Annotated in this window: 16 protein-coding genes; 5 read left to right on the top strand and 11 right to left on the bottom strand. The window is 36.8% G+C overall.

Translation table 11 applies throughout. From position 1 onward, the window contains the following. Positions 1-254 precede the first annotated feature (254 nt). The gene (locus GYM75_RS10355; RefSeq protein ID WP_220215877.1) at positions 255-1,460 is read left to right on the top strand and encodes an NAD(P)/FAD-dependent oxidoreductase; all 1,206 of its coding nucleotides are present in this window, start codon (positions 255-257) and stop codon (positions 1,458-1,460) included. On the opposite strand, the gene GYM75_RS10350 is transcribed toward GYM75_RS10355, so the two are convergent. Beyond that, positions 1,457-2,893, bottom strand: a complete 1,437-nt coding sequence (locus GYM75_RS10350; protein WP_370632181.1) for a sigma-54 interaction domain-containing protein — start codon at positions 2,891-2,893, stop codon at positions 1,457-1,459. The genes GYM75_RS10355 and GYM75_RS10350 overlap by 4 nt on opposite strands. A 258-nt stretch (positions 2,894-3,151) precedes the next feature. Here GYM75_RS10350 and lysA point away from each other — a divergent pair, with 258 nt between their 5' ends. The 4 genes from lysA to GYM75_RS10330 are packed head-to-tail and all read left to right on the top strand — an operon-like array spanning position 3,152 to position 8,603. Beyond that, complete coding sequence (gene lysA, locus GYM75_RS10345; protein WP_065559713.1) at positions 3,152-4,549, top strand: diaminopimelate decarboxylase; 1,398 nt, start codon at positions 3,152-3,154, stop codon at positions 4,547-4,549. A 53-nt stretch (positions 4,550-4,602) separates the two neighbouring features. Beyond that, positions 4,603-6,015: an APC family permease gene (locus tag GYM75_RS10340; protein WP_065559712.1), complete on the top strand. Its 1,413-nt coding sequence runs from the start codon at positions 4,603-4,605 to the stop codon at positions 6,013-6,015. 18 nt (positions 6,016-6,033) lie between these two features. After that, on the top strand, positions 6,034-7,140 hold the full coding sequence (locus tag GYM75_RS10335; RefSeq protein ID WP_220215875.1) for an alanine/ornithine racemase family PLP-dependent enzyme: 1,107 nt from the start codon (positions 6,034-6,036) through the stop codon (positions 7,138-7,140). 53 nt (positions 7,141-7,193) lie between these two features. Further along, positions 7,194-8,603 (top strand): amino acid permease, encoded by a 1,410-nt coding sequence (locus GYM75_RS10330; RefSeq protein WP_220215874.1) that lies wholly within the window; start codon positions 7,194-7,196, stop codon positions 8,601-8,603. Positions 8,604-8,715: 112 nt separating this feature from the next. Here GYM75_RS10330 and GYM75_RS10325 read toward each other — a convergent pair whose 3' ends face one another. The 10 genes from GYM75_RS10325 to GYM75_RS10280 all read right to left on the bottom strand — a co-directional run bounded on the left by GYM75_RS10325 (position 8,716) and on the right by GYM75_RS10280 (position 17,002). Continuing rightward, positions 8,716-9,324 carry a MarC family protein gene (locus GYM75_RS10325; RefSeq protein ID WP_220215873.1) on the bottom strand — a complete coding sequence of 203 codons (609 nt, stop codon included), beginning with the start codon at positions 9,322-9,324 and terminating at the stop codon, positions 8,716-8,718. Between the two features lie 155 nt (positions 9,325-9,479). Beyond that, a complete protein-coding gene (rplS, locus tag GYM75_RS10320; protein ID WP_034900792.1) occupies positions 9,480-9,830 on the bottom strand; it encodes a 50S ribosomal protein L19 in 351 nt (116 codons plus the stop codon). 31 nt (positions 9,831-9,861) lie between these two features. Next, positions 9,862-10,614, bottom strand: coding sequence for a tRNA (guanosine(37)-N1)-methyltransferase TrmD (trmD, locus tag GYM75_RS10315; RefSeq protein WP_220215872.1), 753 nt, complete (start codon positions 10,612-10,614; stop codon positions 9,862-9,864). A gap of 16 nt (positions 10,615-10,630) precedes the next feature. Beyond that, positions 10,631-11,158, bottom strand: coding sequence for a ribosome maturation factor RimM (gene rimM, locus GYM75_RS10310; RefSeq protein ID WP_220215871.1), 528 nt, complete (start codon positions 11,156-11,158; stop codon positions 10,631-10,633). Positions 11,159-11,183: 25 nt separating this feature from the next. After that, positions 11,184-11,432 carry a 30S ribosomal protein S16 gene (rpsP, locus tag GYM75_RS10305; RefSeq protein WP_065559705.1) on the bottom strand — a complete coding sequence of 83 codons (249 nt, stop codon included), beginning with the start codon at positions 11,430-11,432 and terminating at the stop codon, positions 11,184-11,186. Positions 11,433-11,682: 250 nt separating this feature from the next. Next, a complete protein-coding gene (locus GYM75_RS10300; RefSeq protein WP_220215870.1) occupies positions 11,683-12,057 on the bottom strand; it encodes a DUF956 family protein in 375 nt (124 codons plus the stop codon). Between the two features lie 164 nt (positions 12,058-12,221). Beyond that, positions 12,222-13,133 carry a PTS system mannose/fructose/sorbose family transporter subunit IID gene (locus GYM75_RS10295; RefSeq protein ID WP_220215869.1) on the bottom strand — a complete coding sequence of 304 codons (912 nt, stop codon included), beginning with the start codon at positions 13,131-13,133 and terminating at the stop codon, positions 12,222-12,224. A 17-nt stretch (positions 13,134-13,150) separates the two neighbouring features. Then, entirely contained in the window at positions 13,151-13,951 is an 801-nt protein-coding gene (locus tag GYM75_RS10290; RefSeq protein WP_220215868.1) for a PTS mannose/fructose/sorbose transporter subunit IIC, read from the bottom strand. A 22-nt stretch (positions 13,952-13,973) separates the two neighbouring features. Further along, entirely contained in the window at positions 13,974-14,948 is a 975-nt protein-coding gene (locus tag GYM75_RS10285) for a mannose/fructose/sorbose PTS transporter subunit IIA (protein ID WP_220215867.1), read from the bottom strand. A 314-nt stretch (positions 14,949-15,262) separates the two neighbouring features. Next, positions 15,263-17,002 carry a carboxylesterase family protein gene (locus tag GYM75_RS10280; RefSeq protein WP_220215866.1) on the bottom strand — a complete coding sequence of 580 codons (1,740 nt, stop codon included), beginning with the start codon at positions 17,000-17,002 and terminating at the stop codon, positions 15,263-15,265. Between the last annotated feature and the right edge of the window lie 111 nt (positions 17,003-17,113).

Raw genomic sequence — 17,113 nt, 5'->3', positions numbered from 1 at the left:
TCAATCTTTTAATAAGTTGTACTGGAGTTATTAATGAAGCTAATAATTAAATTTATTTCATTGATTATTAAACTATTTATTCTTTATTAATGCGTCATTTTTAAAATAAATTGTATAATAATCATAAATTCTTTTTCTTATTTGTAAAAAACTTTCATTTTTAGTGTATGTTTAAATCTATAAACCCATAGAGAATGTCACATCCAGAACTGATGCTGTTATAATTTATCAACGCTTATTTTTAACTATTAATTATGCAAACTAATATTACAATTGTTGGAGCAGGGGCTGCGGGTCTATTTTGTGCTGGATTATTAGGGCAAAAAGGGCATCGTGTGACCGTTATTGATAACGGAAAAAAACCGGGACGAAAGATCTTAATGTCGGGTGGCGGAAAATGTAATTTTACTAATCTTGATGTGGATGCGCACCATTACATTTCTAAAAATCGTCATTTTTGTAAATCAGCCTTGAAACGATTTAACCAATGGGATTTTATCCAATTAGTTAATCAATATAATATTGCTTATCATGAAAAAGATCATGGTCAGTTGTTTTGTGATAATTCAGCCAAAGATATTGTCGATATGCTGCTTAGCGAGTGTCAAAAAGGAAAAGTTAACCTAATGATGCAAACGCAATTAGATGACGTCGAAGCGGTTGAAGATGGATTTAAATTGCAGACTTCGCAAGGTATGCTGAGTTGTCAAAACCTGATTATTGCTACAGGCGGGTTATCGATGCCTGCACTCGGTATGACTTCAATAGGTTATAAAGTGGCAGAAAAATTTTCCATTCCAATTGTACCGGTCAAAGCTGGGCTGGTGCCTTTTACCTTACATAAACCCTTATTAGATGTGTTATCGCAACTATCCGGTATTGCTATTCCGGTTGAAGTGACTTATGAGCAAATGCATTTTAAAGAAAATTTATTATTTACTCATCGAGGGCTTTCAGGCCCCGCCATTTTACAGATATCCAACTATTGGCGAGTGGGTGAGCCCATTAGGATCAATTTATTACCAGATATGACATTTGAATCATCATTTAAACCGTTATTAGAAAAAAATCGTAACCAGACTTTGAAAAATTGTTTAGCACAAATTTTACCTAAAAGAGTAGTAGAAGCATTGATACAACTGGATATGATTACAGATATCACTGTGAAACAACTCAATTTGCATCAACAACAGCGTCTTTTTGACACATTAACCAAGTGGCATATTGTACCAAACGGAACCGAAGGGTATCGAACGGCTGAAGTCACATTAGGCGGGGTGAGTACCGATGCATTATCATCAAAAACAATGGCGACCAAGTCACAGCCGAATCTTTATTTTATTGGCGAAGTGGTTGATGTAACGGGTTGGTTAGGTGGTTATAATTTTCAGTGGGCTTGGAGCAGTGCCTTTGCATGCGCAAAGGCATTGGATGAAAAAACTGTTAGCTATCAATGTTAATGATTCATTACACCCATTTGAATATGGTACTTTTTAACCTTATATTGTAATGTAGTACGCGAAACATTTAATAATTTAGCGGCATTGATAATTTTTCCGTTAGCTTGATTTAACGCATCGATAATCAATTGTCGCTCATAGTTTTCTACTTGGGTTGTTAAATCCCTAAATCGAGAAAAATTTGTGGCAGAATCATCGATTTTTGTCATGACATCTGCTTGCTGATGAGGGCTTTCAATTTCAAATAGCTCTTCATCAAGAACGATATGTTGTAATTCTCCGGGTTCATTTTGTAAAACCATACTTCGGACAATTGCATTTTCAAGCATACGTACATTGCCTGGCCATGGTGCTGACATCAATTGTTTCAAAGCATGCTTACTTATACCACTGATGGTTACTTTTATTTCATCTTGGTGTTTATCAATAAAATAGCGAGCTAAAACAGGAATATCTTCTGTCCGTTCGCGTAGTGCTGGAAGTTTTATTAATCCCACATTTAATCGATAAAACAGATCACTGCGCATTTTACCGTTTTTTAAAAGATCAGTAGGTGATTCGTTCATGGCGGCCACAATGCGAACATCAGAATGCAGCTCTTTATTGCCACCTAGTCGCCAGTAGGTTTTTTCTTGTAGAAATCGCAATAACTTGCTTTGCATTTCAAGTGGCATGGCGTTTAGTTCATCAAGAAATAGTGTGCCACCGTTAGCCAGTTCTAGATAACCTTGGCGATTTTCAGCTCCCGTAAAGGCGCCTTTGACAGTACCAAATAGTGTACTTTCAATTAGCGTAGTAGGTAGCGCACTACAATTGAGTGATATAAAGGCTTTATCTCGTCGGTCGCTAGTTTGATGAATTAAATGGGCGAAGAGTTCTTTACCGGTACCTGTCTCACCAACAATGAGTACTGGCACATCATTAGCGCCTAAAATATTCGTTTGATCAATGACCGATTGCATTTTTTGAGATACAAATACGATTTCGGGAAGTGATTGTTCTTTACTGTGATATAAACGGCTGTTGAGTTTAAAAACTTGATCTTGTAATTGTCTTACATTAGATAAATTTCGACCGATTTCGATTGCGCCAATGATCTGTTTGTTATGATTGTAAAGTGGAACCGTGGTATGCAAATAATCGACAACTTTACCAACATGATTATAATAGCATTGATAATTATCCAGATATTCCTTACCTTCTAGCAACGCTTTTAACATAGTACTATCTTCTTTTTGTAAATTAGGATAAACTTTAAGCAATGGTTTTCCTATAGCTTTATCTTGAGGATAGCCATCGAGTTCTGCACTTTCCTGATTGTAGTAAATATATTTACCTTCTTTATCAATAATGGCCATTGGCTGATGTATTAGATCAAAAAAATGTTTAAATATTTCCAATGATTGTAATAATTCAGGATCAACTGTCATGATATTAGTACCTTATAAAATTTGGATTATTGCTTAATAGCATACTTTTATTTAAATACCTTTCGACTATCACTAAAAAATGACAAATTTTTGTCATAAAGACATGTTTTTAACTTAATGACAAAAATTGTTGCTAGATTGTTTAGTTTAACTTATTGATTATTTGTATTATTAAGTTGGCATGCTGATTGCATTACAAGAGAAAAGCCATTTTACTTATTTTCTTATGTACTTTTTGAGTACTCATTAACTGGAGGTCATATGTCCGACAAAATTATGTCAAATTATAACAAATTACGTCACGATCTTATAACTAAAGATCGTCGTTTTAGTGCTGAAAACGGTAAATTATGTTTTGATGGCGTTAATTTAGAAGAGTTAGCAAGAAAATATCCAACGCCTTTTTATGTGTTTTCTGAAAAAGAAATTGATCGAAATGTTCAAGAAATTAAACAAGCATTCAAAGCGCATCCAAAAACAAAAATTTTCTATGCTTCTAAAACTTGTTCTGTTATGGGCGTACTCAAAGCCATTAAAGATGCGGGTATTTACGCTGAAGCAAACTCAATGTTTGAAGTACGTAAATGTTTAGAGATTGGTTTTCCGGGTAGCCAAATCGTGTTTAATGGTGTGGTAAAAAAACCAGTTGATCTTGAATATGCCATTAAAAATGATCTGTATATTATTAACGTCGATAGTTTATATGAACTTGATATTATCGATGAAATATCAAAAAAATTGAAAAAAGTGGCGAATGTGTGTGTACGTGTTGAACCGAATGTACCATCAGCAACTCACGCTGAATTAGTTACTGCTTATCATGCTAAGTCAGGTATCGATTTAGAACAAGCAGAAGAGACTTGTCGCCGTATTCTTGAAATGCCTTATGTTCATTTACGTGGTTTACATATGCACGTTGGGGATCAAGTACCGGAAGCTGAACCTTTTGCGAAAGCAACCAAAGTACTTGTTGATGAATCTCGCCGTTTAGAAGAGGTGTTAGGAATCAAGTTTGATTTAATTAATGTAGGGGGTGGTATTCCTGTTCCTTATAAATACGATGACGAAAACGGTAACCCATTACAAGACAATATGTATGCCGGTATTACTGCCCAAGATTTTGCTGATGCAGTCATTCGTGAAGTACATAAATGGCGTACCGATGTTGAAATCTGTATTGAACCTGGTCGAAAAGTTACCGGTTCAGCTGGGGTGCTATTAACAGAAGTTGCCTGTGAAAAACGTAAAACGAATTACGATTTAGACGGTAACATTGAAGAACATGTTGAATGGAAATTTGTTGATGCAGGTTATAGCGTGTTATCTGATAGTCAACATTTCGATTGGTTCTTCTATGTTTATAATGCATCTCGAATTAATGAATCACATGATGAATATATTAAATTAGCCGGTCCTTTGTGTGATGGTGGTGACTACTATCATGTTGGTGTTAAAGGTGAAGAGTTCTTATTACCTAAAGATACCGACATTGGCGATATTATTGCTTTCCTTGATGCTGGAGCTTACACCATTGAAAGTCAGACAGTCTATAACAATCGCCCTCGTACGTCGGTTGTGATGATAGACAAAAAAGGCAAAGATCGCTTGATTCGCCGTGAGGACACTTACGAAGATATGGTTGGATACGACATCTATTAATCATGATCTATCTGGGGCACACGTTGCCCTAGATACTACAATGTGAGGTTATTATGAGTGATTCTAAAGATTCAAGTTTGCTCGGTATCAAAGACATTGTATTTATGAATGTCATTGCGATACTGAGTTTACGACAAATTCCTAACGTTGCTCCTTATGGCGCATCAGCAATGGTGCTTTGGCTCATTGCGGCATTTTGTTTGTTTTTTCCATTAGCCATGGTGTGTGGTGAACTTTCAACAGGTTGGCCAAAAGATGGCGGGATATTTGTTTGGGTTAAAGAGGCATTTGGTAAGCGTATCGCTTGGATTGTAGTGGTTTGTTTTTTATTTTCCTGTGTACTCTTCTTCCCATTGATGTTGCAATTTGGTTTTACGGCTATTGGTTATATGTTTAGTCCCGAATTAGCCCAAAATGAAGTATTTATTGGGGTGGGATCCATGGTGGTCTTCTGGATTTTAACATTGATGAATATTCGGGGATTAAAATGGACTAAGATTATTAATAGCGTGAGTGCTTGGCTTGGTGTATTTATTCCCGCAGCGATTATTGTCTTACTCGCGATTGTTTGGTTATTGACTGGTCATCCAATGGCAACCGATTATACGCATTTAAGTGATTGGATCCCTGATTTAGGCAGTTGGGATACGATTGTGTTTTTATCCAGTATGATGTTTGCGTTTGCTGGGCTTGAAGTGGCGCCAATGATTGCCGGGCGTACACGTGATCCACAACGTGATTTTCCAAAAGCGATGGCTGTGTCAGCAATTGTTATTGTTGGTATTTATATGATTGGCTCTTGGGCTATCAATACATTATTACCAGCCGAAGATACTGATATTGTTGCTGGCGTTATGCAAGCGATGCAATCTGCTGCCAATGTATTACATATGCCTTGGTTGTTACCTGTTATGGCAATATGTCTATTCTTTGGAGCTTTAGGACAAATTAACTCATGGTTAGTTGGGCCGATCTATATGCTACAAGAAGCCTCTAAAGAGGATAATTTGTTGGGTGAGCGTGTAGGTCGTTTACATCCGGTTTATCAAACACCGACATTTGCACTGGTTGTTCAAGCAATCATCGTTACTGTACTTTGCTTCTCAACATTTGTATCACCAAGTATTGCTGCAGCTTATTGGATGTTGACGGCGTTGACAACAATTTGCTATTTCATTCCTTACTTAGTGATGTTTATCGCTTACTATCGACTACGAGTGACTCAACCTGATGTACCACGTAGCTTTAAAATTCCGGGTAAAGTGTTACCAGTAGTATTACCCGCATTAGGGTTCTTATCTACACTATTTGCTGTGATTTTAGTCTTTATACCACCAGCTCAAATCGATATGGGTGGATACGTTGAGTATATTGCTAAGATAGTTGGTGGCGCTGTACTTGCGATTGTATTAGCAGAATGGATATATCATCGTGCTCAAAAACGCAATCGTTTGCTAGAACAGTAAGGTATAGAGGAGTAAAGCATGTACAAACCCATATTGGAAATTGATTTACGCAAATTAAAAGAAAATGCCCGTGTTGAGAAAGACATTTTAGCTAAACACGGCATTGAAGTCATGGCTGTCAATAAAGTATTTGATGGCTGCGTCGAAACAGCGAAAGCTGTATTAGATGGTGGTATTGATGTTATTGCTGAATCAAGAACTTACAATTTAAAAAAACTCAAAGAGGCATTAAATTGTAAAACGTGTTTATTACGCAGTCCTTGTTTAAGTGAAATCAGCGACGTTGTGAAATATGCGGATATTAGCTTAAATAGTGAAAAGCAAGTCATAACGGCTTTATCTGATGAAGCCGTTAAACAGCGAAAGATTCACCAAGTGTTGCTCATGGTGGATATGGGGGACTTACGAGAAGGTATCTGGTTTGAGCATCTTGATGAGATTATTGATACCGTCAATCTCATTCTTTCGTTACCGGGTGTTGAGCTTTATGGGCTTGGCACCAACTTTAACTGCTATGGAACCGTTTTGCCTACGGTTAAAAATGGTGTTGATTTTTTACACATAGCACGCAAAGTAGAGGAAACTTGTGGTATTAAAATCAAATACTTATCTGCCGGTAATTGTACCAGTTACCATTTGTTAGATAAAGGTGTTTGGCCTAAAGGATTGAATCACATCAGAATAGGTGGTTTACATGAGTTTGGTATTGAATATGTCGATATGAAATATCTGGATGAATTTCATCATTCCAATAAACCTGTCGATAAAGCATGTAGCGATATCTATAAGCTATACGCACAAATTATTGAACTTAATAGTAAGCCAACCGTGCCTGTAGGGGAGCTTGGAGTCGATGCCTTTTTAAATAGTAAAACCTTTGTCGATCATGGTACTCGTAAACGTGCACTACTTGCTTTTGGTCGTCAAGATGTGCCGGCTGAAAACTGTGTACCTATCGATGATAGTATTACGGTTTTGGGGCAAACCAGTGATCATACCATCGTTGATATTGAAGATGTGTTAGAAACACTGAAAGTAGGTGATATGATTGGTTTTGAACTCGATTACACAGCCTTACTTATGGCATGTCAAACGAATGGTGTAGAAAAACGGTTTATTTATTAATTCGTGTTAGCTGCTGGTTTCCAGCAGCTTTTTTACCTTACTAGGCGGTTTACATGGCAACATCTGAATATCAAGGAAGTTCCTATCCGAGTACCACTAGTTTAAAAAAGAATTTAAAAAATCGGCATCTGTTGATGATCTCTTTGGGTGGTTCGATTGGTACCGGATTATTTATTGGTATTGCAGCACCACTTAGCACAGTTGGTCCGCTAGGGACGATTATCGCTTATTTGATGGCTGGTTGTATTATGCTCTCCACCATGCTCTGTTTAGGTGAGCTTTCATGCGCATTTCCTCATGCTGGTTCTTTCCAGCACTATGCGTTAATGTTTATACCTAATCCCATTTGGAGCTATACTATAGGTTGGTTATATTGGTTAAGTTGGGTGCTGTCGATGGCGGCTGATTTAACGGCGGCATCAATTATTGCTCACCAATTTATCACTTCTATTCCTATTTATCTGTTTAGTCTAATTATTTTAATTGTTTTAACCTTTGTACATCTAACATCGGTACGAGCTTACGGCGAAAGTGAATACTGGTTTTCAACAATAAAAGTTCTGGCAATTATTGCTTTTATTGGGACAGGTATTTACTTGCTATATCATCAATATGCTGACACCCATGTGCTACCAACATTGAAAACAGAAAACGGATGGTTTCCTAACGGTTTTTCAGCGATTTTTGTCTGTATGACGATTGTCACTTACTCTTTTCAAGGCGTTGAATTGATAGGAAGTGCAGCAGGGGAAGCCCAATCACCGCAAACCGTTTTACCTAAAATAATTACAGGTGTCGCTTTTAGAATCATCCTATTTTATGTTTTAGCAATTGCAGTTTTGGCACTCGTTTATCCCTATGGTAATGCACAAGAAGAGATAAGCCCTTTTGTTTGGGTATTTACGCAAGCAGGCATCAATTTTGCATCTTATGTCATGTTATTTGTGATTTTTTGCGCCGCTATATCGGCAGCTAATTCTGCAATTTATGCCAGTTCTAGAATGTTATGGTCAATGTCTCAGGATAATTTAGCACCAAAATATTTTGCAGAGGTGAATAGGCGGGGAGTGCCAACCAAAGGAATATTGTTTATATCCATTATTGCGCTGGTATCATTATTTTCAAAGTATATTGCTGCGGAAAAACTTTATCTTTATTTGGTTGCAGCGACAGGGCAGGTTGGATGTTTTGCTTGGATTATTATCGCTTGGTGTCAATTTCAGTTTCGTCAAGGGGTCAATAAGGGGAAATATCCGCAAGAGACCATTAAATTTAAATCACCATTTTATCCATGGCTTGCGATCATTTCGATGGTGATTAATACGATTATCATTATTGGAGTTTGGTTTGGTGAATCCGGTTATTTTATTTTTATATCGGAATTGGTATTAATTATGATTATTATCAGTTCGTATTTTTTCTTCAAAAAAAGAAAATTAATTATGCCCCATGCAAATGACTAAACTATTTGGTTAAATAAGATTGGTGTAATCACTCACTACCGTAAACGTAGTAGTGATTACCGAGAAGATAACATCTGACCTTTGTCATTATCTAATATATTCAATGATCTGACTAATTAAGATTTAAAATTCCGGCGACGCCAGTAAATACGACTTGGGCAGCAATTGCTGAAATCAATAATCCAGTTAATTTTGATAAAATTGCAATTCCGGTATTTTTTAAAACTTTAGCGATGGTTTTAGAGCATAATAACATGACATAAATACCACTTGATGCAATGAATAGTGATAACGCACCAATTAAATTTTGAATTAAACCATCTGAACTTGTTCCTAATACGATAATTGTACCAATTGATGCAGGCCCCATACAAAGAGGGATAGCCAAAGGAACAACACTAATATCATCATCGCTATTAATTTTATTTTTGTCAGGCGAATCGTTCATTAATGCCACTGCCGTTACAAAGAGTAATGCACCCGATCCAATTCGAAATGCATCGAGAGTAAAGCCAAAAATACTAAACATCGCATTACCGAAAAAGAATAGCACAATGCCAATAATAAACACGGCACAAGACGTTTTACGTGCGGTTTTTCGACGTGCTTGTTCATCATACAGTTTTGTACCACTCAAAAATGCACTTAATACAGCAGGTGGTGTCATTAATGCAAATAATTTTATTGTTGTGGCAAGAATCTCAACAAGATAGTTAGCCATAGTATTACCTTTTATTCGACCAAGATATTGCTTGAATTGTGTCAACGATAGCTGGTGGGAAAAAAATATTGGTTACACATAAAAACGGTCACCTTAATGGTGACCATATTTTATTTAATCTATTTTAATCGTTTTTTATTGTTAATCAATAAAAACTAGTTTAGGCGCTCTTTAATACGAGCCGCTTTACCACGAAGTTCGCGTAAGTAGTAAAGTTTAGCTTGACGTACTTGACCACGACGTTTCACAGTAATTGAATCAACAATCGGTGAGTGAGTTTGGAATACTCGTTCAACACCTTCGCCATTCGAAATTTTACGTACTGTAAATGCAGAATGTAAACCACGATTGCGAATTGCAATAACCACACCTTCATATGCTTGAAGACGTTTTTTGTTACCTTCAACAACCCATACTTTTACTTCAACCGTATCACCCGGGCGAAAAGACGGGATGTCTTTTTTCATTTGTTCTTGTTCTAATTGCTGAATAATTGCATTTTTCATAATATTATCTCTTACTAGTTATACTGAAATCTTAATGGCTATGTTTATCCTGATATTCACGTTGAAACTCAGCGAGTAAACATTGCTCTTCATCAGTCAGAGCTAGATTTTCAAGAAGATCTTCTCTTCTTAACCAAGTTCGTCCAAGGGATTGTTTTAATCGCCAACGACGAATCGCTTCATGGTGACCAGACATTAACACGTCAGGCACCGCCATTCCATCTAACACCTCAGGTCTGGTATAGTGAGGACAATCAAGTAAACCGTTAGCAAAAGAGTCTTCTTCTGCTGATGATTCATGATTTAACACGCCGGGAATAAATCTTGCCAGTGCATCAATCATCGTCATTGCCGGTAATTCACCGCCACTCAATACGTAATCTCCAATTGACCATTCTTCGTCAATCTCGGTTTGGATCACGCGTTCATCAATACCTTCGTAACGTCCACAAATCAAAATTAATTTTTGATTTTGTGACAATTCGCAAACGCCTTGTTGGTTCAATTTGCGCCCTTGTGGGGAAAGATAGATTACTTTTGTATTGTCACCTGCTACAGCTTTCGCTGCATGAATTGCATCCCTAAGGGGTTGTACCATCATTAACATACCCGGCCCACCGCCATAAGGTCTGTCATCGACAGTCTTATGCTTATCATGCGCAAAGTCGCGCGGATTCCAATAATTTACTGTTAACAGCCCATTTTTTACAGCTCGACCAGTTACGCCATAACAGGTAATGGCTTGAAACATTTCGGGAAAAAGGCTAATTACGCCAATCCACATAGTGTTACCTTACCAATTAAAAAGCAGGATCCCAATCGACCACAATCATTTTTGTTGTTAGATCAACTTGTTTAATAAATTGTTCTTCAACAAAAGGGATTAAACGTTCTGTTGCTCCAAATGCATCTTTTAGATTTGCTTTTACCACCAATACATCATTAGAGCCGGTCTCCATTAAATCAGTGACCTGACCTAAATCGTAACCGTTGACTGTTTTTACTCGGCACCCAATCAGATCTTTCCAATAAAAATCACCATGATTCAGTTCAGGCAAATTTTCAGCATCGACAAACACTTCAATGTTGGTTAATGCATTGGCTTGATCACGATCGTCAACACCTTTGAGTTTCACAATCATATCTTGATTATGGGGTTTAAAGCTTTCTACGATTACCTCTTGCCATTTTCCAGCTCGCTGGATATACCAAGGAGTGTAATCAAAAATACTATCTGGAAATTCTGTAAACGAAAAAATTCTGAGCCATCCACGAATGCCGTAGCTTGAACCAAGTTTACCAACAACAATGAAATTCTCAGTATTCATTTTACAGTGACTATCTATTACTTAATTAAGCAGCTTTTTGTGCTTGTTTGATCAATGAATTAACACGATCAGAAACAGTTGCACCTAAACCAACCCAATGATTTACGCGATCAAGATCTAAACGTAATTCTTCTGCTTTACCTTGTGCAATTGGATTAAAGAAACCAATGCGTTCGATAAAACGACCATCACGTGGGTTACGGCTATCAGTGACAACTACTTGATAAAAAGGGCGCTTTTTAGAGCCACCACGAGCTAAACGAATAGTTACCATAACATCCTCTTAAATTAAAAAATAATCTTTTTCCTGCCCAACATGGACAGAATCAAAGCCCCAGAATTATACTCCTTCTGGCAAAAAGTGCAATGACTGATTATGATTGATAGAGACAAGATAGTATATAATAGATTCAATTAAAAAATGAATAGACAAAATAGTATTCATTATCCGTTGTCACCCTCACCATGAGTAACGCAGGATAATTTATAATATTAGGAATGATTTACATGCTTATCAGCATCGATTATTTTTGACTTGGTTTGCGAGTAAATGCTCGCTTTAAAACACCAAAAAAACCTAATGATTTTACCATTTTGTCACCACCAATATAAACTCGGATTGCTCTTAATACGTCTTTAGGATTTTTTGAGGCAAAGGTAAAGGAGCCATTTTGTTTTGTGTGGATAGTATAACGTGGTATCCATTTTCCCCCAAATAAGACGGATGCAGAAACATATTCGACTTCTTGCCATGGGATTTGGATGTATTTACGTGCATCTCGCTGATGATAAAATTCCAACGCTTTATTTCCAATCATAATTTGTCCATACTCGGTAAAAGCTGTAAATGCGGTAGCTTTAACGGTTAGGTCTATTTTGGAGTTTAATGATTGAACCATTTATATGACTTCCATATTAATACTAAAGTTAATTTATTGTTTTTTTTATGATGTGAACAGCCAAAACCTTTGGACTCAATTATTCAAATATTTATTGATAAAAGATAAAAAAGCATAATTTAAACAGTAAATTATGCTTTTTATCGATTACTTAAAGTTTGAACTTATAGAAGACCAATCACATGTCCTACAATCCCGACAATAAAGAGTCCGAGGATTATTAAGATTGGTGATACTTTTTTACGTAATAACCACATGCATAAAAAGGTTAAAAGTAACGGAACCAGTCCAGGTATCAGTTGGTCTAAGTTATTTTGTAAGGTGGTGACCTTTTCTTGAGTAAGGGATAACCCTGCTTGCATTTGTTGTAATGCGGTTTGAATGCCTTCTGAACCAGTTGGTAAGTGATTCCAATCAATAAAAGTACCGTCGGCCATTTTAACTTTTGAAACGACTGGTTGGAAATTAATTGATACCCACCTTTGTACCAAGGCCGCCAGAATAAACATCCCTAAAATGGAAGCACCTTTGGTAATTTTTTGCAGTAAGCCACCCGATAAATTATCGGTAATTTTAGAACCTGTACGGTAACCAAACTCTTGGGTGTACCACATAAAACTCCAACGGATAATATTCCAAAGTAAAAAGAATAAAATTGGTCCCATAACACTGTGACTAAGTGCAAGTGATGCGCCAAGCGCACCAAGCATTGGTCTTACCGTAAACCAGAACACGGGATCACCAACTCCGGCTAAAGGTCCCATCATCCCAACTTTTACACCTTGGATGGCAACATCATCAACAGCAGCACCATTAGCACGTTCTTCTTCGAGAGCAAGCGTTACACCAAGAACCGGTGAAGCTAAATAAGGGTGAGTGTTAAAGAATTCTAAATGGCGTTTAAGTGCTGCTGAACGATCTTCTTTGGTGGTATAGAGTTTTTTTATTGCAGGGATCATTGAATAGACCCAACCACCATTTTGCATACGTTCATAATTCCAAGAACCTTGGAGAAAGGTTGAGCGCCAAGCAACCGCTAAACGATCTTTTTTGCTTAATTGAATTTTATCAGTCATTTTTTTACTCCAAGTACCTAGTAATCATTTAAAATATCGTCAAGTGGATCACCTTTGCTTCCACCATTTGATGAATTGCCACGTTCTGAAAGGCTAAGATAAATCATTGCTAATGCAATACCTAATGCACCTAACGCAATAAGGGTTAATTCTGAGATAGCCGCAACCACAAAACCGATGATGAAGAATGGCCAAACTTCACGATTTGCCATCATATTAATTACCATGGCATAACCCACAGCAACGACCATACCACCACCAATTGCCATACCTTTTGTTAACCATTCAGGCATAGATTCTAATACGCCTTTTACTGTTTCGGCTGGAATAAATAATAGCGCAGCTGCCGGAATGGCAATTCTTAAACCTTGTAAGCAGATACCTAATATTTGTAATAGTTCAATTTTACGGATATTACCTTCTTCTGCCGCTGCATCCATCATATGTACTAAAGGTACCGCAATGGTTCGGACAATCATTGTTAAAAATAATCCAGCAACCGCTAAAGGAATGGCAACAGCAATAGCTGTTGATACGCCTGCTTCACCTTGTCCACCTAAGACTAAAATGATGGACGAAGCCACAGAGGCTAAAGCGGCATCGGGTGCAACGGCGGCACCAATGTTAGCCCAACCTAAGGCTATCATTTGTAATGAGCCACCCAAATAAACACCCGCTTCAAGATTACCGGTCACCAAACCAATTAATGAACAGGCAACTAACGGTTGATGAAATTGAAACTGATCTAAAATACCTTCCATTCCTGCCAGAAAGGCAATAACTATCACTAAAATGATAGCAACAATTGATAATGTCATAATATAACCTCTTGTATAAGTCCTAATTCTTTTGTGCTGCTAATTCTTCTTTCGCTTTTTTCAACAATTCATCCATATTACTATTAGAATCATTAGGTACTTTGCGAACATCAAATTTAACGTGTTTTTCTTTTAATTTTTCAAATGTTTCTACATCATCCGCATTCATTGACAGCACTTTATTTACCATTACTTTACCGACAGAGTGCGCCATTGAGCCAATATTAAGGGTATCAATGTCGACCCCGCCTTCAATAGTTCGTAATACATCTTGTGGGTTTTCGAATAGTAATAATGCTTTAGTATTGCCAAATCGTGGATCGCGCGAAACTTCGATGATTTTTTTAATCGGCACGACATTTGCTTTTACCCCAGGAGGCGCGGCTTCTTCGATCAGTTTTTTTCTTAATTCATCTTTCGATACTGAATCCGATACCACGATGATACGATTAGGATTGGTTGATTTTGTCCAAGCGGTGGCGACTTGACCATGTAATAAACGAGAGTCAACCCGAGCCAAGACAATTTTCATTTTACCATCACCTAGAACGGTGCCTTCAGGTATGGTATTCGTTTGTTGAGTGGCAGTGGTGCTTGCAGCAGGTGCTTCAACTGTTGCTTTAATTCCTTCTTTCGCTGATTCTAAGATTGCGACGGCAATTTCTTTAGCTGTTTCCATTGAAAAACGAGATGAATAAGCTTCAATAAGCATCGGCAGATTTAAACCTGCAACAATTGCCCAATTAGGGTGTTCACCACATAGGTTATTGGCTTGATTAAATGGCGTGCCACCCCATAAATCAACTAAAAAAAGTACTTCATTTTGATCGTCGAATGTTGCTATTGCGGCTAACATTCGTTCTTTTAAACTCTCCGGGCTATCACTTGGATGCAAGGTTACAGCTTGCACGTTTTCTTGCTCTCCAAAAATCATTGACCCAGATTGTAGAATCCCTTCTGCAAACTCACCATGAGTTGCTAGAATAATTCCTACCATACAACTACCTCCCAATTTTTATATTATATTCATAATATAAATGTCATAAATTTTTATCAAAAATTGATATTAAAAATTAACTATAAATAATATAGTCTGTAACTTTAAACAGGGCTGAAATTCGTGATATTAACGAACCAATATAAGTTTTATTTCGAATAGAATTATTGAAATAAATCCCCATTTTGTAAATAGCTTTTTTGCTTAAATAACTTTTTAATGGTTTATAAATTTCAAAATTTTCAATAATGAGATATTCAAGATATTTTTTTGCTAATTATCTTATTTAATCTAAACGTTTTATCAAGAATACATCATTTTATCCATAATGACTTATTATGATATCTAAGATCTAGTTCATGACTAAACCACCGCCCATTTAATACTTCAGAAATAATAATCTTTTTGATTTCTTGTGTCACAGATTGGTCGTTATCCATTTCATCAAGAACATCACTATAAACCAAATTTTGTCTTCCCATATAAACTATAGCTTTTTCTTTGTCGGCATTGATATAGAGTAGTCCCTTATCCGCATTATTATTTGTTGTTGACCAATTATTCCAATAAACTAAATCGTCACCATTAGGATCGCCGTTATAAATAAAATTATGAATATATTTTTTATAAATCTTACTGAGTTGTTTAGCGCCTTGAGTTTTATAGGCATTTGCTATTAACCCGTTATAATTTTCTGAATACGGATCCATCAGTGGTAAAAAAACACCATGAAAAGCACCATATAATCCCATTGGTAAGCCTACAACATTTTGATCTTCGCCATATTGTATTTCCATACCATAAATTTTTGCTTTATAAAAAGGTGCCATTTTTTGGGCTGAGTCTGAAACGTTAAATAAATCATATAATTTTCCGCCATATTTATTGGCGAATTGAAATGCTGTTAGTGTTTGTCCACTTGGTATACCATGATTGAAGGATGAGCTAAAATAAGCTGAAGATTTTGCGAATAATGAAAATTCACCCGTACCGGTCAGCATGATCAATGGCACAGAATGATATTGATGCGTATTAAACCCTTCTTTGGGGATCACATAGCCGTCGTTATATAAATGCGGAAAGACACTCATTCTGATTCCGGCATTATTCATCAGTGAAACCAATCTTTCAGAAGATAGGCTATACAAATATGCTTTGACATCGGGATGATTGGTTAACAGCCAATGATAAGCTTGTTCTTCGGTCGGCTTTATTTTATCTTCAACAGCAAGTGGGGCAATAGCTTTGGCAAAGACTTTAATGCTATCTTCCTTATTTGCTATGGTCATACCACCACTAAAAGAGATCGCTTTTTGAAATTTATCTTTAAAAATAGGTGAGATTAACATCGCCATCACATCTCGCCCACCCGCTGAAAAACCAGAGACAGTGATATTGTGAGGATTTCCGCCAAAATAGGTAATATTGTCTTTAATCCAATCCAATGATTTTGCCATATCCAATAACGCATAGTTACCCGAATCTTCGAGTTTATCACCCGTTTGCAAGGCAGGAAGCGGATTAAATCCGAGTGGCCCCAAACGATAATTAATTGAGATAAAAATTGCATCCAGATCGGTTACCATGCCGTTGCCAGTCATCTCTTCTGCTTTTCCGATTTGGTTGTTTCCACCGTGAATATAAACGAGAACTGGTAAATTTTTTTTATTATTATTTGGTCGATAGATATTGAGATTTAAACTGTTATCTGAACCAACGATGTTATCTTCATTGAGCTGAAATGCGATAGGACTCGCTTGAGTTGCATCAAATATACCTTCCCATGGTTCAGGGGCAATCGGTTTTTTCCATCTTAGCTCCCCTGAGGGTGCTTTCGCATAAGGTATGCCTGTCCACACGAGAACGTTGTTGATGTTGTCGAGTTGACCTTTAACTAATCCAAATTGGGTTTTTATCAAAGTTGGATCCGAGATAGTGGATATCGTTGATAAATTGGAATTTGTTAAAAGCTGATGATTTTGACTATAGACAACCATTGGCGTTGATAGGATGAAAATACCAAGTATAGCGATATGAAATAGTGATTTCCTCATACAATGTCCTTGTGTGTCTTTCAAAAATTGAATAAAAAATTAATATCAGAAATTAGCGAGAAGTGTATACATCCATGAAAGAAGTGATGAATTTACGCTTAATCTTACTAA

The organism is Gilliamella sp. ESL0441, assembly GCF_019469185.1.
Lineage (GTDB): Bacteria > Pseudomonadota > Gammaproteobacteria > Enterobacterales > Orbaceae > Gilliamella.
Note: the sequence above shows the minus strand (reverse complement) of the source record. Positions and strands in the feature narration are given on the sequence as shown.